The sequence below is a fragment of the Flavobacterium sp. UM26 genome (assembly GCF_057922445.1).
The window spans coordinates 357,682-376,735 of the sequence record NZ_JBVHCY010000003.1 but is presented as its reverse complement, the minus strand read 5'-3'; the positions used below and the strand labels follow the sequence as shown (position 1 = coordinate 376,735).

Annotated in this window: 16 protein-coding genes and 2 tRNA genes; 11 read left to right on the top strand and 7 right to left on the bottom strand. The window is 33.2% G+C overall.

From position 1 onward, the window contains the following. The first annotated feature begins 9 nt into the window (after positions 1-9). The 4 genes from ACZ1AQ_RS06085 (at position 10) to ACZ1AQ_RS06070 (ending at position 4,011) form a co-directional block, all read left to right on the top strand. Positions 10-561 (top strand): GNAT family N-acetyltransferase, encoded by a 552-nt coding sequence (locus tag ACZ1AQ_RS06085; protein ID WP_489632048.1) that lies wholly within the window; start codon positions 10-12, stop codon positions 559-561. Positions 562-566: 5 nt separating this feature from the next. Continuing rightward, positions 567-1,082 (top strand): hypothetical protein, encoded by a 516-nt coding sequence (locus tag ACZ1AQ_RS06080; RefSeq protein WP_489632047.1) that lies wholly within the window; start codon positions 567-569, stop codon positions 1,080-1,082. A 47-nt stretch (positions 1,083-1,129) separates the two neighbouring features. Then, the gene (locus ACZ1AQ_RS06075; RefSeq protein WP_489632046.1) at positions 1,130-3,328 is read left to right on the top strand and encodes a TonB-dependent receptor plug domain-containing protein; all 2,199 of its coding nucleotides are present in this window, start codon (positions 1,130-1,132) and stop codon (positions 3,326-3,328) included. 125 nt (positions 3,329-3,453) lie between these two features. Continuing rightward, positions 3,454-4,011 (top strand): DUF3575 domain-containing protein, encoded by a 558-nt coding sequence (locus tag ACZ1AQ_RS06070; protein WP_489632045.1) that lies wholly within the window; start codon positions 3,454-3,456, stop codon positions 4,009-4,011. Here ACZ1AQ_RS06070 and ACZ1AQ_RS06065 read toward each other — a convergent pair. Beyond that, a complete protein-coding gene (locus ACZ1AQ_RS06065; protein ID WP_489632044.1) occupies positions 4,008-4,229 on the bottom strand; it encodes a VF530 family protein in 222 nt (73 codons plus the stop codon). The genes ACZ1AQ_RS06070 and ACZ1AQ_RS06065 overlap by 4 nt on opposite strands. Positions 4,230-4,670: 441 nt before the next feature. Here ACZ1AQ_RS06065 and smpB point away from each other — a divergent pair, with 441 nt between their 5' ends. Both smpB and ACZ1AQ_RS06055 read left to right on the top strand, forming a co-directional pair. Next, the gene (gene smpB, locus ACZ1AQ_RS06060; protein WP_489632043.1) at positions 4,671-5,123 is read left to right on the top strand and encodes an SsrA-binding protein SmpB; all 453 of its coding nucleotides are present in this window, start codon (positions 4,671-4,673) and stop codon (positions 5,121-5,123) included. 77 nt (positions 5,124-5,200) lie between these two features. Then, positions 5,201-5,839 carry a hypothetical protein gene (locus ACZ1AQ_RS06055; protein WP_489632042.1) on the top strand — a complete coding sequence of 213 codons (639 nt, stop codon included), beginning with the start codon at positions 5,201-5,203 and terminating at the stop codon, positions 5,837-5,839. Between the two features lie 60 nt (positions 5,840-5,899). Here the strand turns inward: ACZ1AQ_RS06055 and ACZ1AQ_RS06050 are convergent, their stop codons facing one another. Beyond that, on the bottom strand, positions 5,900-6,541 hold the full coding sequence (locus tag ACZ1AQ_RS06050) for a protein-L-isoaspartate(D-aspartate) O-methyltransferase (RefSeq protein WP_489632041.1): 642 nt from the start codon (positions 6,539-6,541) through the stop codon (positions 5,900-5,902). Between the two features lie 166 nt (positions 6,542-6,707). Here ACZ1AQ_RS06050 and ACZ1AQ_RS06045 point away from each other — a divergent pair, with 166 nt between their 5' ends. Both ACZ1AQ_RS06045 and ACZ1AQ_RS06040 read left to right on the top strand, forming a co-directional pair. Next, positions 6,708-7,673: a Gfo/Idh/MocA family protein gene (locus tag ACZ1AQ_RS06045; protein ID WP_489632040.1), complete on the top strand. Its 966-nt coding sequence runs from the start codon at positions 6,708-6,710 to the stop codon at positions 7,671-7,673. 85 nt (positions 7,674-7,758) lie between these two features. Beyond that, positions 7,759-8,646: a 3-hydroxyacyl-CoA dehydrogenase family protein gene (locus tag ACZ1AQ_RS06040; RefSeq protein ID WP_489632039.1), complete on the top strand. Its 888-nt coding sequence runs from the start codon at positions 7,759-7,761 to the stop codon at positions 8,644-8,646. Between the two features lie 74 nt (positions 8,647-8,720). Here ACZ1AQ_RS06040 and gpmI read toward each other — a convergent pair whose 3' ends face one another. The 3 genes from gpmI to ACZ1AQ_RS06025 all read right to left on the bottom strand — a co-directional run bounded on the left by gpmI (position 8,721) and on the right by ACZ1AQ_RS06025 (position 15,321). Continuing rightward, positions 8,721-10,238, bottom strand: a complete 1,518-nt coding sequence (gene gpmI / locus ACZ1AQ_RS06035; protein WP_489632038.1) for a 2,3-bisphosphoglycerate-independent phosphoglycerate mutase — start codon at positions 10,236-10,238, stop codon at positions 8,721-8,723. A 120-nt stretch (positions 10,239-10,358) separates the two neighbouring features. Beyond that, positions 10,359-12,785 (bottom strand): DUF5916 domain-containing protein, encoded by a 2,427-nt coding sequence (locus ACZ1AQ_RS06030; protein ID WP_489632037.1) that lies wholly within the window; start codon positions 12,783-12,785, stop codon positions 10,359-10,361. A gap of 142 nt (positions 12,786-12,927) precedes the next feature. After that, on the bottom strand, positions 12,928-15,321 hold the full coding sequence (locus ACZ1AQ_RS06025) for a DUF5916 domain-containing protein (RefSeq protein WP_489632036.1): 2,394 nt from the start codon (positions 15,319-15,321) through the stop codon (positions 12,928-12,930). A 201-nt stretch (positions 15,322-15,522) separates the two neighbouring features. Here ACZ1AQ_RS06025 and ACZ1AQ_RS06020 point away from each other — a divergent pair, with 201 nt between their 5' ends. Next, complete coding sequence (locus tag ACZ1AQ_RS06020; RefSeq protein ID WP_489632035.1) at positions 15,523-16,257, top strand: murein L,D-transpeptidase catalytic domain family protein; 735 nt, start codon at positions 15,523-15,525, stop codon at positions 16,255-16,257. On the opposite strand, the gene ACZ1AQ_RS06015 is transcribed toward ACZ1AQ_RS06020, so the two are convergent. Further along, entirely contained in the window at positions 16,246-17,832 is a 1,587-nt protein-coding gene (locus ACZ1AQ_RS06015) for a L,D-transpeptidase family protein (RefSeq protein ID WP_489632034.1), read from the bottom strand. The two genes, ACZ1AQ_RS06020 and ACZ1AQ_RS06015, sit on opposite strands and share 12 nt — an antisense overlap. A gap of 275 nt (positions 17,833-18,107) precedes the next feature. Between ACZ1AQ_RS06015 and ACZ1AQ_RS06010 the strand changes: the two genes are divergently transcribed. Next, positions 18,108-18,183, top strand: a tRNA-Gly gene (locus tag ACZ1AQ_RS06010). Between the two features lie 29 nt (positions 18,184-18,212). Further along, positions 18,213-18,285 (top strand) — tRNA-Gly (locus tag ACZ1AQ_RS06005). 34 nt (positions 18,286-18,319) lie between these two features. Here the strand turns inward: ACZ1AQ_RS06005 and pepE are convergent. Next, positions 18,320-19,027, bottom strand: coding sequence for a dipeptidase PepE (gene pepE / locus ACZ1AQ_RS06000; protein WP_489632033.1), 708 nt, complete (start codon positions 19,025-19,027; stop codon positions 18,320-18,322). Between the last annotated feature and the right edge of the window lie 27 nt (positions 19,028-19,054).

Sequence of the window (19,054 nt, the reverse complement as noted above, 5' to 3'; positions counted from 1 at the left end):
GTAAGAAATATGTTGACCATAAACTTCTCTCCTTTTCCGAATTTAGAAACTGAAAGACTCATCTTAAGAAGAGTTTTGCCCTCCGATGTTAAAGAAATGTTCGAATTGCGTTCCAATCCAGATACTATGAAGTACATTCCTAGACCTTTAGTTACTAATTATGATGAGGCTTTGGCACATATTAAAATGATGGATGATAAAATTGAGACTAATGAAGGAATCAACTGGGCTATTACATTAAAAGGTGATGACACCATGCTGGGAGTTATTGGGCATTATCGCATCAAACCCGAACATTACAGAGCCGAAGTTGGGTATATGATATTACCTCAGTACAATGGAAAAGGAATTACTACAGAAGCGGTACAATGCGTTGTAGATTACGGCTTTAAATTTATGAAATTGCACTCTATAGAAGGCGTAATCGACCCTGAAAATGAAGCTTCTGAGCGAGTTTTACAAAAATGTGGTTTCGTCAAAGAAGCACATTTTAAAGAAAATGAATTTTTTGATGGAAAATTTATTGATGCTGTAGTATATTCGAAACTTAACCCTATTTAACATTAATGATACCAAAAAAGAAACATAAAAAGATTCTAGGCACATACGCAATGGTCGTAATGTACTGTTTGGGTCTTTTTTTTTCTTTTACCCTGTTAATTTTACAAGAATGGCAGCATATTCATTATCAAAATCAGCTTAACCAAAGTGACAAATTTCAATGGCTCCGTTTTACGGCAAAAGAATGGAGGGCAAAAGACAATAAAAGAGAATTTCAAATTAATGGCATATATTATGACGTAAAGGCAATAACTTACGAAAAGAATTATATCGTTGCCAAAGTAGTAAAAGACGAACTGGAAAACGAAATCCGACTTTTGTTGACACAAACTTTTCAAAAACAAAAATCCATTCCTGCACACAAGAAAAAAGGGCATTTTTTATCCATACACGAACCAACTTCAACCCAATGGAAAATCGAAGTTTGTCCAATTTTTTTCATAACTAAAAATTCGATAAACAATAAAAACGACATCTGTAATTGGCTTTTGAGCCGAAAACTATTGCGTCCACCCTGCTAGTTTAATTTTTTAAAATCGATTTTTTATTAAATTAAACCAAAGCAACTATGAAGAAAACAATTACTTTGATAGCTTGTCTATGCTCATTTATGGGCTTCTCACAAACAACAAAAGACAGCGTGAATGCTGTTGAATTAAACGAATTAGTGGTAAGTGCTAGACGTTTTGCACAACCTAAAAAGAAAATGACACAGCAAATAGAAACGCTGTCCAAAAAACAAATCGAGTTTCAAAACTTTCAAACCAGCGCTGATGCACTGGCAAATTCTGGAACATTGGCGGTTCAAAAATCACAACAAGGTGGCGGTAGCCCCATCATCAGAGGATTCGAATCCAGTAGAATCCTATTAGTTGTTGACGGAATCCGAATGAACAATCTCATTTATCGCGCTGGGCATTTGCAAAATATCATCACCGTTGATAAAAATATGCTCGAAAACATTGATGTGCTCTTTGGTCCTTCATCTACTATTTATGGAAGCGATGCAATGGGGGGGGCAATTTTTTTGCAAACCAAAAATGCCCGTTTGCTTGAAGAGAATGGCAACAAAAAGTTTTCTGGAAACGTATTATCTTCCTACAGCACGGTAAACGAAGGTAAATCGGGGCATTTTGATTTTAATTATGCTGGCCATCAATGGGCAAGCCTAACCTCGTTTTCTTATAATGAATTTGGCGATTTAAGAATGGGGAAAAACAAAAATGGAAACAACCCTTTCTTTGGCGAACGCCTTTTCTATGTAGAAACCAAAAACGGAATTGATACACAAGTGGCTAACCCCAACAAATACATTCAAAAATTTTCGGGCTACACCCAATATGATTTGATGCAGAAAGTGGTTTTTAAGCAAAATGAATCTACAAAACACGCATTGAATATTCAATACTCCACTACTTCTGATATACCAAGATACGACCGTTTGACGGACACGAATGCAGCAGGCAGATTAAGGTCGGCCGTTTGGAATTACGGTCCACAAGACCGGTTTTTATCAGCCTATAAACTAGTAAAAAAAGACATTTTCGGGTCCACAACCTTGAATTTGAACGCTAGTTATCAAAAAGTAGAAGAAAGCAGAATTACCAGAAGTTTTGGTAGTGCCAATCAAACTTCAAGAATAGAAAAAGTAAACGTGTATGCCTTGACTTCAGATTTTAAAACCAAAATTGGCAATGGAGACTTAGTATACGGTGCTGACTTTTACTATGATGATTTACAATCCAAAGGAATTCGTAAAAACATTCTAACTGGCACTGAATCCGTTACAGATTCCCGTTATCCTGATGGAAAAAACAATACACTTAGAGCTGAAGGCTTTGTGTATTACAACGATGAAATCAATTCCTTGACTACTTTCAACACAAGTCTAAGAGGTGGCTACACACAATTGAATAGTGAATCGGATACTAATTTTTTCAAACTTCCTTACACCACAGTAAAACAAGAAAATTTCACATACAGCGGTGCTATGGGAATTGCCCACAACCCAAGTAATAATGTAAAATTTGTATTCAATTTAGCCTCTGCTTTTCGAGTACCAAATATCGATGATTTGGCTAAAATCTTCGAATCGGTTCCCGGAAGAGTTATTGTTCCTAACCCAAACATAAAACCAGAACAATCCGTAACTGCAGATATGGGCATCACCTTCTGGGAGGGCAAACGCCTTCAACTAGAAAACACTTTCTTTTATACTCAATTGTACGATGCCATTGTTACTTCACCTTTTTCACTTAACGGTCAAAACAGCATAATTTATGAAGGACAAGTAAGTCAAATCTACGCGAATCAAAATCAAGGAAAAGGTGAAATTGTGGGGCTATCAACTTCACTCAAATGGTATCTACTACCAAAATTACTTTTGTATGGTAACTTCAATTATACCAACGGAAGGGTTGAGAATAATACAGGTAGATTTCCATTAGACCATATTGCCCCCACTTACGGAAAAGCCGGTTTAAGTTATGAAGCCGATAAATGGATGCTAGAGGCTTACCTTTTATACAATGGAAAGAAAAGGTTAAAAGATTATTCTCCAAGTGGCGAAGATAATCTACAATATGCGCCAGCCAACGGTATGCCTGCTTGGGAAACCTATAATTTGAAAGGAGCTTATAAATTAATAAATAATCTTACTCTTTTTTCTGGTATTGAAAATATGTTGGACACACAATACAGAACGTTTGCTTCAGGCATAAATGCTGGAGGTAGAAATTTATATTTTGGAGGAAAGTATAGTTTTTAAACTACTGAAACACAAGTGTTGTGCATTTTTTTAAAACAAATTAACAACACTTGATGTTTTTTTAACTCAATTAGCTTAAGAATTTTCCCAAAATTAGGTATACCTTTGCCAAAAAATATTGATTCATGAAAAAGAATATTGCTTTTATACTCCTACTAATGGTTAGCACCAGTTTTGGTCAAACCTATATAAAATTTAATGGAGTATCTGCATTAGTAGGAGTTCCAAATGTTGGAATAGAAACAAGTATTGGCAAAAAAACAACATTTAGCTTTGACGTAATGGCATCCTTTTGGAAATCGTTTGCTGGACATAATCCTATGCAATTTTACACCTTTACTCCAGAAGTTCGCTATCACTTTAAAGAAAAATATAATGGTTGGTATTTTGGCGGACATGTGGGTCCTGATATCTATAAAATTCAGAAATGGAATTATTGGAATACCAATTTATATGAAGATGGCTTTGGATATAGAATTGGGGGTACAATTGGTTATAATTTTAAAATCACCGAAAAAATTAATCTAGATGCTTTTGTAGGAGGAGGTTGGCATCAAGGATTTTATAGAGGATACTACAATGATGGTACACCAGGGCGCTATGAAAAAGCAGAAAAATTCAACAAAAGTGGTGAATGGTTACCATATAGAGGAGGCTTAATGATAACTTATAAATTGGACTAAAATTTTGACAAAGAACGCAAGTATAATTCTTCAACTTTTTTTCTAGCCCAATCCGTTTTTCTCAAAAAAGTCAAACTAGATTTTACACTTGGATTCGTGGTAAAGCACTTAATTTTTATTAACTCACCCAAAGTATCAAATCCATAAAAATCTACAAGCCGCTCTACAATCATTTGTAAAGTAACACCATGCAAAGGATCATTTGATTGTTGTTTCATGCAGCAAAAATACAATTTATGATCCAAAAACAATATAAAAAAAGGTGCTTACAAAACGTAAACACCTTTTTCTTTCTAACTAATCTAAAACAACATACCAATTTCCATTTCAAAAGTTAATGGACTCATCATAACATCAATTGGCATGCTTAATATTGATGCTATGTTTTTATAATTTACGATAACTTCGTTTTTAATCAATAACCTCTTTAGATTCATACCGAAAAGAAAACACCTCTCATTATAACAAAACTTATTTTGACCTTTGTAAAACAACCTATTTTGAGTCAAAATAGCTTTAACTTTTTTGAAGTTATAGTTTAATTACAAATCAAAAGTAAAAACTAGGCTTCAATCAATCAATGATAAAAATCAGGTATTAAAAAAAGAAACAAAAACATATTTCCAATATTTTTAATTTTGTTCTACATTTGCTGACCTATGCAAAAAACAGTTAACATACTCAATAAAAGAGCTCGTTTTGATTATGAAATAATCGAAACCTATATTGCCGGTATTGTTTTGGCAGGCACCGAAATCAAATCTATTCGTTTAGGAAAAGCTAATATTACTGAAAGTTTTTGTGAATTCAACAATAATGAATTGTTTGCAATAAACACTTACATTGAGGAATATGCTTTTGGAAATCAATTCAATCATAAATCGAGAAGCGAGCGCAAATTGTTATTAAACAAAAGAGAATTAAAAACACTTGCTAGAAGTGTACAAGCCAAAGGTCTTACCATAATACCTTTAAAGTTGTTTACCAACGAAAAAGGATTGGCAAAACTTCAAATAGGGCTTTGCAGAGGAAAGAAAAACTACGACAAAAGAGAAGCTCTCAAAGAACAAGATGCCAAACGAGATTTGGATCGAATAAAAAAAGCCTTTTAATATTTTTCGATTCAATAAGTGTATTTATTAAGTATAATCGCTATTTTTACGTACAAACAATTAAAAACTAACCGATTATGAAACACTTATTATTTGCGTGTGCATCATTTATTATGTTGAGCTGCGGGAGTAACACAGCAATTGTAAACAGCTGGAAAGATCCTGAGACATCCATCAAAGAAGAACAATTCAAAAAAGTGTTAGTTGTGGCTTTAGTAAAAGACGAAGCCACTCGAAGAACAACTGAAAACAGAATTGCATCAGCTAATCCTATTTTTAAAACTTCTTACCAATATTTAAATGGTACCAATTTACAACTAACCAACGAACAAAAGCTTAAAATCCTTAAAGACGAAAACTTTGATGGAGTATTAACTATGCGTTTGGTAAGTACAGAAAAAGAAACTAATTATGTTCCTGGCACTAATACTTCAATTTATTACGGCGGAATTGGAGGGATGTATACAGGAATGTATGGATATGGTTTCGGTAATTGGTACGGCTTATATTCCCCAAATTTCTATACCCCAGGATATTACCAAGAGACCACCTATTACATGGTAGAAACCAACATTTTCTCATTAAATAAAAACAAACTCATTTGGACAGGTACAACCAAATCTTCTTATATATCAGACATAGGATTAACTGTAGATGAAATTATGAAAACACTTTATAAGCAAATGATTAAAGACGGTTCTGTCCCTCAAAAATAAGAACATAACAAACAAAAAAGGGTTTTGAAACTATATTCGAAACCCTTTTTATTTTTAATTTTAATTTTTATCTTCTAATAAAGGAACAAAACGAAATTCTCCAAATTCGTGCTTTTCGAATTGCGTAGCGTTTTTTCGGATTAACAGTGTCATTATTTGAACCTCTTCACCTAAAGGAATGACCAACCTTCCTCCTATCTTCAACTGAGCCATTAAAGGTTTTGGAATAATCGGAGCACCTGCAGTAACAATAATACTATCAAAAGGAGCATGAAGTGGCAAACCTTTATAACCATCACCAAAAGACAAATGTTTTGGTCTTATGCCTAATTTAGGGAACAAAACTGAAGTTTTTTTGAACAATTCATTCTGACGTTCTACACTATAAACTTTTGCTCCCATTGTACACAAAACAGCCGTTTGATAGCCCGAACCTGTACCAATTTCTAATACTTTGTCATCTTTTTTAACCTCCAACAATTGGGATTGAAAAGCAACAGTGTACGGTTGTGAAATCGTTTGACCAGCTCCAATAGGAAAAGCCTTATCTTGATAAGCATAATCCTCAAAACTAGAATTCAAAAAAAGATGTCTTGGAATCTTACTTATCGCATCTAATACGTTCTTATCAGATATTCCTTTTTGTTGCAAAAGGCTTACTAATTGATTCCGAAGTCCTTGATGTTTGGCAGTATCTTTCAAATCTAAAACAAATTATTTCGGTAAAAATAAACTAAAAATTCAAATTCCAAATGAAAAAGAAAATCAAATAAAAAGTGGCTTTTTTTAATAAAAAGTGGCTTTAATTTGGAATTGTAAAAATTGGAATTTCTCATTAAATTGTTATTTTTGTAGAAAGAACATTCTTATGCTAAAAATTGGAGTATTGGGTGCTGGTCACCTAGGAAAAATACATTTGCGTTTGTTGCAACAATCTGAAAAATACGAGTTGGTTGGTTTTTATGATGAAAATCTAGAAAATGGTCAAAAAATCGAAAAAGAATTTGGCTACAAACAATTCAAAACTATCGCTACTCTAATTCATGCTGTTGATGTCATTGATATTGTTACACCAACGCTTTCTCATTTTAAATGTGCCAAAGTTGCCATCAAATCTGGAAAGCATGTCTTCATAGAAAAACCTATTTCTAATACCGTTGATGAGGCTCTTGAAATTATCGCTTTAGCCAAAGAAAATAATGTAAAAGGACAAGTGGGTCATGTAGAACGATTCAATCCTGCGTTTATCGCTACCAAGAACATGATTGAAAACCCAATGTTTATTGAAGCCCATCGACTTGCTGAATTCAATCCTCGTGGTACAGATGTTCCTGTTGTACTCGATTTAATGATACATGATATCGATGCTATTTTAAGTGTGGTACAGTCCAAAGTAAAACATGTAAGTGCTAGTGGTGTATCCGTTATTAGCGAAACCCCAGATATTGCCAATGCAAGAATTGAATTTGAAAACGGTTGTGTAGCTAATTTAACAGCTAGCCGAATTTCAATGAAAAACATGCGTAAATCAAGATTTTTTCAAAAAGACGCGTATATCTCTGTTGACTTCTTAGAAAAAAGATGCGAAGTTGTTAAAATGAAAGATGCTCCAGAAGTTCCAGGTGATTTTGACATGATTTTACAAAATGCCGAAGGTGTAAAAAAACAAATCTATTTTTCTAATCCTGAGGTAGAACAAAACAATGCTATTTTAGACGAATTAAATTCTTTTGCAGATGCCATTAACAACAATACTACACCAGTTGTTACCTTAGAGCAAGCAACAGAAGCCCTAAGTGTAGCCTATCAAATTATTGATTGTTTTAAAAAATAATACTACTACAAATAAATAAACAATTTAAAACAAAGCTTGAAGTTGTATACTATAACTTTGAGCTTTTATATTTAAACAAAAACTTATGAAAACAATAGCTGTTATAGGTTCAGGTACTATGGGTAACGGAATCGCCCACACCTTTGCACAAAGCGGATTTACAGTAAAATTAATTGATGTCTCTGAAAAAGCATTAGATAAAGGAATGGCAACCATTGCAGCCAATTTGGACCGAATGGTAAGCAAAGGCACCATTACAGAGGAAGACAAAGCCAAGACCATTACCAATATTATTACGTATACAGACATCAAAGACGGAGTCGTTGGTGTAGACTTAGTGGTAGAAGCCGCTACTGAAAACGTAGAGCTTAAACTAAATATCTTCAAACAATTAAATGAAATTTGTTCTCACAACACCATTTTAGCGACCAATACCTCGTCAATTTCAATTACACAAATAGGAGCTGTGGTAAGTCATCCAGAGCGTGTTATCGGTATGCATTTTATGAATCCAGTGCCTATTATGAAATTAGTTGAAATCATTAGAGGATACAACACTTCTGATGAGGTCACGGAAATCATCATGAAATTATCCGAAAAACTAGGAAAAGTTCCTGTTGAGGTGAACGATTATCCTGGTTTTGTAGCGAACCGAATTTTAATGCCTATGTTAAATGAAGCTATTGAAACTTTGTACAATAAAGTAGCTGGCGTTTACGAAATAGATACAGTAATGAAACTAGGTATGGGACACCCAATGGGACCATTACAATTAGCTGATTTTATTGGTTTGGATGTGTGTTTAGCCATTTTAAATGTAATGTACGAAGGATTCAAAAATCCAAAGTATGCTCCTTGCCCATTATTGGTCAATATGGTACGCGCCGGAAAACTAGGAGTAAAATCAGGCGAAGGATTCTATGACTACAGTGAAAGTAAAAAAGCAGAAAAAATTTCAAAAATGTTTTTGTAATTTTTTATTCCCTAAAAATAACAAACCCCAAAATCTGTTGATTTTGGGGTTTGTTTTTATATAAGCTTTCCGGTTTACAACAACGAATGACTCGTCATCACAGCAGGTTTTTCAATTCCCATCAATTCTAAAATTGTTGGAGCGATATCACCTAATACACCATCATTAATTTTTTTCAATTCTTTGTCAACTAAAATAATTGGCACTGGATTCGTAGTGTGAGCAGTATTTGGACTGCCATCAGGATTAATCATCGTTTCGCAATTACCGTGATCCGCAATTACGATAGTAGTATAATCATTGGCCAATGCCGCTTCAACTACTTCTTTCACACAAACATCAACTGCTTCACAAGCTTGAATGGCAGCACTCATTACTCCTGTATGCCCAACCATATCACCATTAGCAAAATTCAAACAAACAAAATCTACTTCGCCTTTATTCAATTCAGGCACCAAAGCATCTTTTAGCTCATAAGCACTCATTTCTGGTTTCAAATCGTAAGTAGCAACTTTTGGTGAATTTCTTAAAATTCGTGTTTCGCCTTCAAATGGAGTTTCTCTACCTCCAGAGAAAAAGAAAGTTACGTGTGGATACTTTTCTGTTTCAGCAATACGTATTTGTTTTTTGTTGGCTTTTTCTAAAACCTCACCTAAAGTCTCGGTAATATTGTCTTTGTTGTAAACTACTTTTACATTTTCGTATGTTTCATCGTAATTCGTCAATGTGACATAATACAAAGGCAGTTTATGCATGTTTTGCTCATGAAAATCTTTTTGTGATAACGCTTCTGTTAACTCACGACCTCTATCTGTTCTGAAGTTAAAAAAGATTACTACATCGTCAGCTTGAATAGTTGCTAAAGGTTGATTAGTAGCATCAACAACTACTAACGGATCGATAAACTCATCTGTAACATCTTTTGCGTAACTTTCTTCAATAGATGCAACTGCATCTTGAGTTGGTTTTCCTGTTCCCTTAACCACTAAATCGTAAGCTAATTTTACACGTTCCCATCTTTTATCACGATCCATAGCATAATATCTACCCACAACAGAAGCTAATTTAGCTGTAGTTGGTGCCATGAAATCTTGTAAATCTTGGATATATTGTTTTCCTGATTTTGGATCTACGTCACGACCATCAGTAAAAGCGTGTACAAATACATTTTCTAAACCATATTCTTGAGAAGCCGTAATCAATCCGCGTAAATGCGAAGTATGAGAATGTACTCCTCCATCAGAAACTAATCCTAAAAAGTGTACTTTTTTGTTGTTTTCTTTAGCATAAGTAAAAGCATCAATTAGCACGGGTTCTTTTGCTAAAGTATTATTAGCTACTGCTAAATTAATTTTAGCCAAATCTTGATACACGATTCTTCCCGCACCAAGGTTCATATGACCTACTTCACTATTTCCCATTTGTCCTTCTGGCAAACCAACGTTTAAACCATCGGTTCGTAACTGAGCATTAGGATACTTTTCGTAAAGACTATTTATAAAAGGAACATTTGCATTGTCTATTGCAGATACTTTAGGATCAGGCGATTTACCCCATCCATCAAGAATCATAAGGATAACTTTTTTATTCATGATAATTTTTTTATCAAAGATAAAGAATTTTCAAAAGCCGAAAAAGGTTTCAAAATATCCCTGAAAATTTCAATCGTTATAGGGGATAAATAATAACAAAAAAATAGCTAAATATTGAATTTAGCTTTTTATTAGCTGATTTGTGATTTCATTAAAGTCAATAAAATAGCGAACGCTTACAGATAAGGTGTGTTGTAATTTAGCATTAGTCAGAAGTCGATTTATATTATCGCTATAATCTTTATTTATAATATTCTCAAAATTAGCCGAACTATTTCGGTATAAAAATGAAACTTGACTTCCTGGTGCAAACCACCATGAATACGACAAATCCATATTCCAAGAATAAAAGCTAGAATTTTTATTTTTAGTGTATCCTACATAATCTATCAAACGTCCTTTATCTGTCAAAGAAAGAATATTTTTGTTTTCGGCATAAGACCAATATTGACGTAAGGATAAATTAAAATTCATCTGGCTATTAATAGAATATTTCCCTGAAACGTTATGAGCATAAGTAACCACATTTCTATTTGCGAAAATGATTGTTTTATCTGCATTGGGATCAGAAACATTATCAACTTTGTCAATAAACCCTTTATTATTGTTTCGTCTGGAATAACTAAAATCATATACCATTGCCAATTTATCATTAAAACGATATCTAGGACTCAAATTTATCCCAATAAAATCTCTACCTGGCTCATCTGCTTTTGAATATTCTGGATTGATATCAAATGCAAATTTATAGTTATAATTTCGAGAATAATATGCCCAAAAACTATAGCTTGTGGGTGCAATCACAAACCTTCCAGCTTGACGTGGCTCATAATAATCATATCGTTCAAATGGATTGCAATTGATACCAAAACCATAAGAATTGTTTTTTAAAGTTTCGATATTGGTGTTGATGTTGATATTGCTTCCTTGAACCTGTCCCGTTTCCTTGTTAAATTGAATAAAATTATTATAGTTCACTCTAAAACCATTAAAACGCTTGGTTGGGTTTAGAATTCGATAATTGGCATTACCATAAAAACTGTAATAATTCGTCTCAAAATTAATTCCCAAATCATTGTTATCAAAATCTTTGGTATACATATCGGCGCCTAAACTATAGCGATAGTTACCCGAGGTTTCTGCAAAATTTAATTGAGTTGCGATACCCGTTTTAATTTTATCTTCATTGACGTAACTGTATTTAAAATCACCCGATAAATTGTAAGTATTCGCTTTGGTATTCAAGTCCCAAACCAAAGCAGACACATTCCCGTCTCTGAAACTACCATTTCTGGTCACATTTGTATTTACAAAGGCAATAGAAGAATTTTTTCTAAAACGCTGGTCCAAAACCAAGACATTATAATTCGCTAAAGGCTCAACCACTTCTTTTCGTGTATCTCCCGTTACAGTATTTGTAATTGTTGCGGTCGTTTTTTCTGTAACAGCATTTAAAATCCCAATTCCAAGACCATTTTTGGTTCTTCCTGATACTTTTAAAGCATTAATCAAGTTAACACTAGCTGGATTATCAGTAATCACTTCATTTGTTCCTGTGGTAGGATAATTAGTAGGTGCGCCACCAATTCGTCGAGAATACAACAAATTCCCCTTGCTAAACAAGTCGGTTCCTTCTGTAAAGAAAGGTCTGTTTTCGTTGAATTGTTGTTCAAATGGCCCTAAATTTAAAATCACATCGTCATATTTTGTTTGACCAAAATCTGGAATCAAAATGGCATCAAGCGTAAAAGCATCATTAATTCCGTATTTCAAATCTAAGCCTCCTTTTAAAGTACCTTTCGTTTTTTGCTGGTCATTAGCATTTAAATAGAAGGAAGAATAGGGTAACAAAAATAGACGTGTTGGAGTTTCAATATTAGCAATACCGGTCAAAATACCATTTTGCTGTGTAAAAGTCCCTAATTTGGAATCGATAAAATTCCAAGAGTACTTTTGACGGTCTCTTCGTATTTCTCTAAAAAAGTTAACTCCCCAAGTTTGTATCTTTTCAGGTGAAAAACGCAGTGCTGCATATGGAATTCGCATTTCGACCACCCAACCAAAATCGGTAATTACGGCTTTACTATCCCAAACCGCATCCCAAGAATAATCTTCTCCATTGGAATCTGTTGCCAAACAATCGGCTTGTCCGTCGGCGGCATTGACAAAAAATTGAAAATTTTGTTGTCCATCATTATAGCCATTAACAAAAATTCCAAAAAAATCTGCTGTACCAAAATCATCTCTTTTTGAAATTTCTCTCAATATTTTATTGGGCTCATTATCATACATCTTTGCCGCAATGTAAATAGCGGTATTATCATAAAGCACCTTAACTTCAGTTCTTCTTTCAGGAATAACGGGTTTTCCGTTATCTGGTTGAAACATCACGAAATCGGTAGCAGATGCAACTTCCTCCCAAGATTGCTCATTTATTTTTCCATCAATAGTTATAGGATTAGTGATAAACTTTGTTTCAAGCGTTTTCTTTTGGCTAAATCCAAGAAAAGAAAAAAGAACCCCACAACTAAAAAGAATAAATCTCATAAAATACATTTGATTGATAATGGATAAGTCTACATCAACTAAATAGACTTACTATTATAAAATTTGTTACAGTTCTGACCACAAATTTTAAATAGCTTTTTAAAAAATTCAAATCTTACGAATATTGAAGGTTTATCGTACTTTAAAAACTGTTTTTTATAGTATTGTAATCTATAAAGTAACGTATACTTATGGAGAGATTAGATGTCAAATTATTATTTATGACATTTTTGAAGTTGGTTGAAAAATCTTTTTCTACACTATTAGTTCTGTCTAGAGCAAAGTTCCTATACAAGAACGACAATTGACTTCCAGGAGCAAACCACCAACTATAAGACAAGTCAAAATTCCACGAATTGAAATTTCTATCTTTATTATCTGAATAAGTCGAGTTTGTTATCAACTTTCCGTCATTTTGTAATGTTAGAAATTCATGATTTTTAGCATAAGACCAATAATAGCGTGCTGTTAAATTTACAGTCATTTTCTCGTTTATTGCATACTTACCCGTAAAATCATGCTGAATATATTCTCTGTTGCGTTCCGCAAAAATAATTCCGTCAGTTGTTGTGTCCACCCATCCTCTATCATTTTTTTTATTCAAATAATCAACTGCGTATGCCAATGAAAACCTATCATTAAAGCGATATTTTGGACTAGCAAAAAAACCATAATTATACCTACCTTCTTCATCAAATTTTGCTCCAGAAATAGTTAAATCAAAAGTAAATGGACGATTTCTGTTCATTTCGATACCAAAATAAGATGAGATTCTTTTGGGTATAAAAACATAGCGATTATACTCTCTCGGCTCATAAAAATCATAGGTTACCAAAGGATTAGCAATTAATGCAAATTCAAAGTAATCATTATTTAAATTCGTTCCTTTCAAAACGGTTTTATACCAAGCCTCTTGGAGCTTGCCGAAAGTGTTTTGAATCTCGGCATTGACTTCTTGTTCGACTTTGAAAGTATTAAAAACTTTGGTCGGATTAACAATTCTATAACTTCCATTTGCTAGAAAACCGTGGTAATTAGTATAAAAAATAATCCCTAAATCATTGATATCATAATTTTCAGAGATGTATTTACCCGAAAACAAATAACGATACTTCCCGCTAGTTTTGGCAAAATTTATTGCGGTTTTAAAACCGTTGTAATCTTGAACATCATTAATAGTACTGTACTTAAAATCGCCATACAAATTATAGGTATTGGCTTTGGTACTTAAATCAAATAATAACCCAGAAACATTGGCGTCTCTAAAACCTCCATTTCGTGTAGTATTCGTATTGATAAAGGTTACTGAAGAATTTTGATTAAAACGCTGATCAAAAACTAAGACATTATAATTGGTAAGAGGAGCCACAACTTCCTTTCTTTGAGCGTTAGTGACAGTATCTCGGATGGTTGCAAAAGTTTTTTCGGTAACAGCATTCAAAAAACCAACACCCAAACCTTTTTGGGTTCTACCAGAAACTTTTACGGCATTAATTAAGTCAACTGAATTAGGATAATTGGTAATTTCTTCATCTGGATTAAGATTGACCTCGGTTGTAGGCGCGAGACCAATTCTTCTGGAATAAAACAAATTCCCTTTGGTAAACAAATCGGTTCCTTCTGTAAAAAAAGGGCGGTTTTCTTGAAATTGTTGCTCAAAAGGCTCAAGAATCAAAATGGCATTATCGAATTTAGTTTGACCAAAATCAGGAACCAGAATAGCATCAAGAGTAAAGGAATCATTAATTCCATATTTTAAATCTAAACCCGCTTTGAACGTCGTTTCTGAACCAATATCATTTTTTTGATAATACAATGAAGAATAAGGAATTAAAAATAAACGAGTAGGTGTGTCAATATTCGAAATCCCTTCTAATATTCCGGCTTGAGGTATAATCGCACCAATTTTGGTATCTACCAAATTCCATGTATATTTTTGAACATCACGTTTTATTTCTCGCATAAAATTAATCCCCCAAGTTTGCTTTTCCTGATTTGAAAAACGCAAAGCAGCATAAGGAATTTTCATTTCTACTGTCCAGCCAAAATCGGTCAAAACAACTTTACTGTCCCAGATTGCATCCCAAGTAAAATCTTCAAAATCTTCGGTAGCCAGACAATCCATCTGAACTCCAGCGGCACTAACAAAAAAACGAAAATCTTGTTGTCCATCATTAAAACCATTGATAAAAACAGAAAAATGATCCGAAACCCCAAAGACATCTCTATTGGTAATTTCTCTTTGAATTTTCGAAGGCTCATTGTCGAACATTGTTGCTGATATATAAATCGCGTTGTTATCATAAATAACTTTGACTTCTGTTTTCTTATCTGTACTTATGGGTTTGCCATTATCTGGCTCAAACATCACAAAATCAGTAGCTATAGCAGCAGTATCCCAAGAAGATTCGTTAAATTTTCCATCAATACTAATACTTTCTGTAGTAGATTTCGTCTCTAAAATTTTTTTTTGCGACCAAGCAGAATTATAGAAAAACAACAATAAAACAAGAATAAATAAGTACTTTTTTTTCATTTTGGGGCTATATGATTAGTAAAAATAAAAAAATTAACATAAAAAAGCGAAAAACGCAACGTTTTTTCACAAAATGATAGTGTTAAAAATTAATCGACTAAGTGTTAAATTTTATCGACGTAATGCACTTTTTTAATCTCAAAAGCGTTTTTATCGTATCTTTGCAATCCAAAAACACGAGATTTAACCAATAGACAATCAATGATTTATAGTACATTCCTTACCCTAGCAATACTCTTTTTGAGTTCTTTTTCTATTGATAATTCTAAAATTAAAGAAACTAAAAAAATTAAAAGCAGAACTGAACATGCTTCAAACATAAAATCCAAAGCTGATTTACTTATTGAATCTGTATATCATAGTTTACATACGAATCAATTTTCTCTTCCTCAATTTGATAGCTTTTCCGAAGCTTTAAAAGGTTACTATAAACTAAAAGAAAAAGGATTGGTCAAAAAAGAAATGCTTACTTTAATTGACTTTAGTTTATCTTCGAACACCAAAAGACTTTGGGTAATAGATTTAGCAAATAATACAATACTTTTTCAGTCATTAGTGGCTCATGGTAGAAATACAGGCGATGAATTTGCATCAAATTTTTCGAATAAACCTTCCTCATTTCAAAGTAGCTTAGGATTTTATGCTACTGGAGAAGTATACAAAGGAAAACACGGGCTATCATTAAAACTTGACGGATTAGAAAAAGGAGTAAATTGTAACGCTCGCAACAGAGCTGTTGTCATTCATGGAGCCGACTATGTTTCTGACTCCTTCATCAAACAACATAAAAGATTAGGTAGAAGTCAAGGATGCCCTGCATTACCGAACGAATTAACGTTACCTATTATCAACACCATCAAAGAGCAATCTATTCTATTCATATATCACCCTTCAAGAAAAACAACAGAGGAAACAATAGAAAAGTTAACTTCTTAGCTTTTCATACAAAGCCAAATCATAATCATAAATATCTTTCCTAAAATGGAGTTCATTGTTTTGACTCCATGCTGTCCAATACCAAATGTAAATATTGTATTTCTTTTCAATCTTTACATATCGTGTTTTTCTTGTTGCCACGACTGAATCAATTTTTTCTTTAGACCATTTTTCAGAGTGATTCAAAAAATAACCAGCTAACTCAAGAGGTTTTTCAACTCTAATACAACCCGAACTCAACGAACGATTATTTAGCCCAAACAAATTGCGATGATTGGTGTCATGCAAGTAAATGCTATGATGATTAGGAAACAAAATCTTCATTTCGCCAAGAGTATTGTTGGGACCTGGCTCTTGTACATATCGGTAATTATGAGGTTTGTTTACATCCCAATTTTCAGGAGCTACTACATTATTATCACTATCATAAATTGTAATGTTTTTATTTGAAAGATAATAACGATTTCTTTTCATAGCTGGAACCACATCTTCTTTCAAAATTGTTGGAGGTATAGTCCAAGTTGGATTCAAAACCACCGTTCTTAAGTAAGAAGTAAGAATTGGAGTTCTTCGTTTAGTTGTTCCTACCACAACTTTTTGAGTAATTGTAGTATCTTGATTTTCTACTACAACTAATTTATAATCTGGAATATTAACAATGATATAATCCGTATCTGGTGTAATTTGAAACCATCTCCAACGCTCTAGATTGGCGATAATTTGTTTTTTTCTGTTTGCTTTTGAAAAATTCAATGCTTCGATTGTTCCAGCCCCAAGTATCCCATCGGGAGCTAATCCGTGTCTTTGTTGGAATCGTTTTACAGCAGCCACAGTTTTCGAATCATAAATAGCTGTCAAACTATCCGAACCTGTAAAATCCTTCCAATATTTTAATCTTTTTTTTACAGCAATTACTTTGACATTGGTATCATTCGCAACTATTTTTTCGGTAAATGCAATTGGAGTAAAATCTACATCTGGATAATTTTCAATAAGCCTTAAAGCTTCTTTTAATTGATTATAAACCAAAATATTAGGCTTACATTCTTCTACAACTACATCCATTTTTTTCTTAGTAAATGCTTCTGCTAGAACTGCATTAACATCAAAAACTTTGTTTTCAATATCCCAATTAGAATACATTTCTTTGGGATTAAGCTTACCTATTTTTAAATGAGTTAATAAAAGCTGTGCATTTACAGTTAACAGCAAATCATAAGTAACTAAATCTTTTTCTTTAAGAAGCGCATGCTTTTTCTCAAAAGAAATCAAAGACTCCAATTGATAATCTTCAGGAAAAAGTCCTTCTTTGTCCGATTCTTTAATTGCATTTAAAATAACTTTACGATATGTTGCAGATTGCCAAACCGTTTTAAAGCTGGTTGCTCGATAAAATTCTAATAACCTTTGATTATTATAAGACCTAACCAAAGCACTATCAAAGGCAATTGCATTGCCCTCTACCTGAATTTTAGGAACAGGTTTAGGCTTTATCAAAATTGCTGAATCATTATTTACTTTATTTTGGCAACTCAAAATAAACAGTAGAATTAAAACAAAGTAAATAGGTCTCATAAAACTAAAATTTAAAACCATAAAATAATGACACTTTTAAATTCATTATCATCTAAGAAAAACGAACATTTTTTTGTCCCTAAAATAGCTTTTGAAAAACAAAATTAACCTTGGCAATGTTTTTCTTTTCTTTTGGAAGTAGCATTCAAAAAAAAATAAATGTATAACAAATTAATTTTAAATTAATTATAAACCCTTTCCTTTTTCTTTCAATTTTTTTCCAAAAAAAATTTGCAAATAACTGAAATGTTTATCTATATTTGCACCACAATAATGCGGAAGTAGCTCAGTTGGTAGAGCTCCAGCCTTCCAAGCTGGTTGTCGCGAGTTCGAGCCTCGTCTTCCGCTCCAAAACCTGATAAAGTTTTAAAAATTATCCTGCGGAAGTAGCTCAGTTGGTAGAGCTCCAGCCTTCCAAGCTGGTTGTCGCGAGTTCGAGCCTCGTCTTCCGCTCTTTAGAAAAGCCGAAACATATGTTTCGGCTTTTTTATTTTAAGGTACTCAAATCAGAATCTGATTCCAACTCAACAGGTTCTTGGTTTTGTAAAAACAAACGAGCTGTCAAATTACCTTTTAATGTAATTATATCTCCTTTTACTTCCAACCAACTACCCTCTCTTAAACCTAAAACTGGTATTGCATTAAAAGCATGAAATTCTTTAATTCTTGTTTCACGTGTTTCTCCCATATGAGTAGAACCTTCAATAGGGTCTAAATAATGCGGATTGAGATTAAACGGAATAATACCTAAGGTTTGAAAACTAGGAGGATAAACAATAGGCATATCATTGGTTGTCTGCATACTCAAGCCACAAATATTACTTCCTGCACTCGTTCCTAGATATGGTGTACCTTTTTTTACAGTTTCAGACAACAAATGCATCAAATCAAATTTGTACAACTGACTTACCAAAAGAAAAGTATTCCCTCCTCCTGTAAAAATACCTTTGGCTTCTTGAATCGCTTTTTTAGGATCCTCAAATTCGTGAATTCCTCGTACTTGAATATCAATTTTAGCAAATGCCTGAGCAACTTTAAGCGTATATTCATCATGCGTTATGCCACTTGGACGTGCAAACGGAATAAACAAAATACTTTGACATCCAGCATAATGTTGCTGTAAATTAGTCAATAAATACTCCAAATACGCCCCACCGTGTAAAGTTGATGTACTAGCAATAATACAGTTTCTCATTTTTCTTTTTTTTTTAAGTGATAAAGG

What these genes read in the sequence shown, in the direction of transcription:
- ACZ1AQ_RS06085 (WP_489632048.1), top strand. Translation starts at nt 10, where the DNA reads ATGTTGACCATAAACTTCTCTCCTTTTCCGAATTTAGAAACTGAAAGA.
- ACZ1AQ_RS06080 (WP_489632047.1), top strand. Translation starts at nt 567, where the DNA reads ATGATACCAAAAAAGAAACATAAAAAGATTCTAGGCACATACGCAATG.
- ACZ1AQ_RS06075 (WP_489632046.1), top strand. Translation starts at nt 1,130, where the DNA reads ATGAAGAAAACAATTACTTTGATAGCTTGTCTATGCTCATTTATGGGC.
- ACZ1AQ_RS06070 (WP_489632045.1), top strand. Translation starts at nt 3,454, where the DNA reads ATGAAAAAGAATATTGCTTTTATACTCCTACTAATGGTTAGCACCAGT.
- ACZ1AQ_RS06065 (WP_489632044.1), bottom strand. Translation starts at nt 4,229, where the DNA reads ATGAAACAACAATCAAATGATCCTTTGCATGGTGTTACTTTACAAATG.
- smpB (WP_489632043.1), top strand. Translation starts at nt 4,671, where the DNA reads ATGCAAAAAACAGTTAACATACTCAATAAAAGAGCTCGTTTTGATTAT.
- ACZ1AQ_RS06055 (WP_489632042.1), top strand. Translation starts at nt 5,201, where the DNA reads ATGAAACACTTATTATTTGCGTGTGCATCATTTATTATGTTGAGCTGC.
- ACZ1AQ_RS06045 (WP_489632040.1), top strand. Translation starts at nt 6,708, where the DNA reads ATGCTAAAAATTGGAGTATTGGGTGCTGGTCACCTAGGAAAAATACAT.
- ACZ1AQ_RS06040 (WP_489632039.1), top strand. Translation starts at nt 7,759, where the DNA reads ATGAAAACAATAGCTGTTATAGGTTCAGGTACTATGGGTAACGGAATC.
- gpmI (WP_489632038.1), bottom strand. Translation starts at nt 10,238, where the DNA reads ATGAATAAAAAAGTTATCCTTATGATTCTTGATGGATGGGGTAAATCG.
- ACZ1AQ_RS06030 (WP_489632037.1), bottom strand. Translation starts at nt 12,785, where the DNA reads ATGAGATTTATTCTTTTTAGTTGTGGGGTTCTTTTTTCTTTTCTTGGA.
- ACZ1AQ_RS06025 (WP_489632036.1), bottom strand. Translation starts at nt 15,321, where the DNA reads ATGAAAAAAAAGTACTTATTTATTCTTGTTTTATTGTTGTTTTTCTAT.
- ACZ1AQ_RS06020 (WP_489632035.1), top strand. Translation starts at nt 15,523, where the DNA reads ATGATTTATAGTACATTCCTTACCCTAGCAATACTCTTTTTGAGTTCT.
- ACZ1AQ_RS06015 (WP_489632034.1), bottom strand. Translation starts at nt 17,832, where the DNA reads ATGAGACCTATTTACTTTGTTTTAATTCTACTGTTTATTTTGAGTTGC.
- pepE (WP_489632033.1), bottom strand. Translation starts at nt 19,027, where the DNA reads ATGAGAAACTGTATTATTGCTAGTACATCAACTTTACACGGTGGGGCG.